The organism is Streptomyces ipomoeae 91-03, from assembly GCF_000317595.1.
GTDB classification, from domain to species: Bacteria; Actinomycetota; Actinomycetes; order Streptomycetales; family Streptomycetaceae; genus Streptomyces; species Streptomyces ipomoeae.
Genome location: NZ_AEJC01000264.1, coordinates 1 through 2,811 on the forward strand (window position 1 = coordinate 1; position 2,811 = coordinate 2,811).

Below are 2,811 nucleotides of genomic sequence, written 5' to 3' on the forward strand. Positions count from 1 at the left end.
GGTCCGCCACGAGAACCACCGGCTCACCCTGCGCCGCACCGGACAGCCCGACATCTCCGGCATCCGTCCGGACCTGGTCGAGCCCGACTGGTGCGAGCGGGTGGCCCGGGGCATCGCCCCGATCCGCGACGTCACCCCGGACGCCGCCGAGGGCCTGCCCACCAAGGTGGGGCTGCTGGAACTGCTCGGGCTGCCGCAGCCGAGCGCCGAACTGGTCGCCGCCCGCTGGACACAGCGCCCGGCCTCCACCGGCGTTCTGCTGGGCGCCGGTTACGACGGCCCGGTCGCCTTCGACCTGGTCAAGGACGGCCCGCACGGACTCGTCGCCGGGACCACCGGCTCCGGCAAGTCCGAACTGCTGCAGACCTTCGTGGCCGCGCTCGCCGCGGTCAACCGGCCGGACGAACTCACCTTCGTCCTCGTCGACTACAAGGGCGGCAGCGCCTTCAAGGACTGCGTCGACCTCCCGCACACCCTCGGCATGGTCACCGACCTGGACAGCCATCTCGTCCAGCGCGCGCTGACCTCGCTGTCGGCCGAACTGACCCGCCGCGAGCACATCCTGGCCGAGGCCGGCGCCAAGGACCTGCCCGAGTACCAGGGCATGCGCCGCCGGAACCCCGACATGCTGCCCGTGCCCCGGCTGGTCATCGTCATCGACGAGTTCGCCACCCTCTACCGGGAGATCCCGGACTTCATCCCCGGCCTGGTGAGCATCGCCCAGCGCGGTCGTTCCCTGGGCATCCATCTGATCCTGGCCACCCAGCGCCCCGCCGGAGTGGTCAACTCCGACATCCGGGCCAACACCAACCTGCGGATCGCGCTGCGCGTCACGGACTCCTCCGAGAGCCAGGACGTCATCGACACCAAGGACGCCGTCAGCATCTCCCCGGCCACCCCCGGCCGTGCCCTGGCCCGCCTCGGCCACGGCACGGTCGTCCCCTTCCAGACCGCCTACGCCGGCACCCCCCGGCCCGCCGCGCAGCCGTCCGCCGAGGCGATGGCCCGCCAGGAACGGCAGTCGGCCGAGGAGGCCCGGATCTGGGGGACCGCGCTCCACTGGCAGCGCCTGGGCCGCGCCGTCGGCCTGCCCGGCACCGCCGGGGGCGAACAGGGCGCGGAGACGGAGGCGGAGATGACGGCCGAGGAGGTCCCCACCGACCTCAACGCCCTGGTGGCGGCGCTGTCCGAGGCCGCGCAGCTCACCGGGTGCGCCCCACAGCCCAGCCCCTGGCTGCCCGCGCTCGGCCAGAACGTCCTGATCGACGACCTGCCCCAGCCCGACGAGCCCGGCGGCGCCCGCCTCGCCCCGGTCTCCTGGGCCCTGTCCGACCTGCCCGAGGCCCAGGCACAACTGCCGGTCCGCCTCGACTTCGCCGAGTTCGGACACCTGTACGTCATCGGCATCCCGCGCTCCGGCCGCTCCCAGGTGCTGCGCACCATGGCCGGAGCCCTGGCCCAGGCCCACTCCAGCGCCGACGTCCACCTCTACGGCATCGACTTCGCCGGCGGCGCGCTCACGGCGCTGGGTGTGCTCCCGCACTGCGGCGCCGTGGTGCCCCGAGGGGACGTCGAGCGCCTTGAACGGCTGTTCGCCAGGCTCGACACGGAACTGGAACGCCGCCAGGAACTCCTCACCGAGCACCATGCGGGCAACCTCACCGAACTGCGTGAACTGGTCGCCGTCGGCGCCCGCCCGGCCCACATCATGCTGTTCATCGACGGCTGGGACGCGCTGATGGAGGCCGTCGCCGACCACAACGGCGGCCGACTGGTCGAGCAGCTCAACAGGCTGCTGCGAGAAGGCGCCGGTGCGGGAATCCATGTCGTCGCCACCTCCGAACGCGCCCTGCTGTCCGGACGGGCCACCGCCCTCAACGACAACAAGCTGCTGCTGCGCCTGAACGACCGCACCGACTACCACGCCGTCGGCAAGCGCTCCCGCGACATCCCCGACATCATCCAGCCCGGCCGGGGCTGGACCTCCGACTCGGGCACCGAGATCCAGGTGGCGCTCCTCGCCCCCGGCGCCACCGGGCAGGAGCAGGCCGAGGCGCTGCGTCGGATCGGCGCCGAGGCGACTCGCCGCGACGCCGGGCTCCCCGCGGCCCGCAGGCCCGCCGGCATCGGCACGCTGCCGGTGAAGGTCACCTTCACCGAGGCGTACGAGAAGGTGGGCGAGGAACTGCGCCGTCCCATGTGGGGCCTGCTGGGCCTCGGCGGCGACGACGTGTCGCCCGTGGGCGTCGACTTCGCGGACACCTCACCGGCCTTCGCGGTCACCGGCCCACCCGGCTCCGGCCGCAGCACCACCCTGGCCGCCCTGTCGGTCTCGCTGCTCGCCTCCGGCACCCGGCTGGTGATCCTCGCCCCCCGCGAGTCGCCGCTGCGCGCCCTCGGGAACCATCCCGGAGTGCGGCTGATCACCGCCACCGAGCCCACGGTCGAGGAGTTCACCGAGGCCCTGGAAGCCGGCAGCGGACCCCGGGTGGTCGTCGTGGACGACGCCGACCTGTTCGTCCTGCCCGACATCGACCAGAACCTGCGCTCCCTCGCCCAGTCCGGCCGGGACCACGGCATCGGCATCGTCAGCGCCGCGACCGCCGAGACCATGACGGGAGCGATGGGCTGGCTCGGCGCCCTGAAGCGGCACCGCAAGGGGGTCCTCCTGGCCCCGCAGAGCGCGCTGGAGGGCGACTTCATCGGCACCCGCCTGGCCCACGCCCATCTGCGCGGACGCAGACTGGGACGAGGCCTCACGGTCGATCCGCGCTCAGGAGAGCTGATCAACGTACAGATCCCCGAGACGAC

Annotated in this window: 1 protein-coding gene; it reads left to right on the forward strand. The window is 73.1% G+C overall.

Annotation, left to right across the window (positions count from 1 at the left end):
* Window positions 1–2,811 (forward strand): FtsK/SpoIIIE domain-containing protein (locus STRIP9103_RS17505; RefSeq protein ID WP_048820462.1); only part of this gene is annotated, 2,811 nt, incomplete at both ends.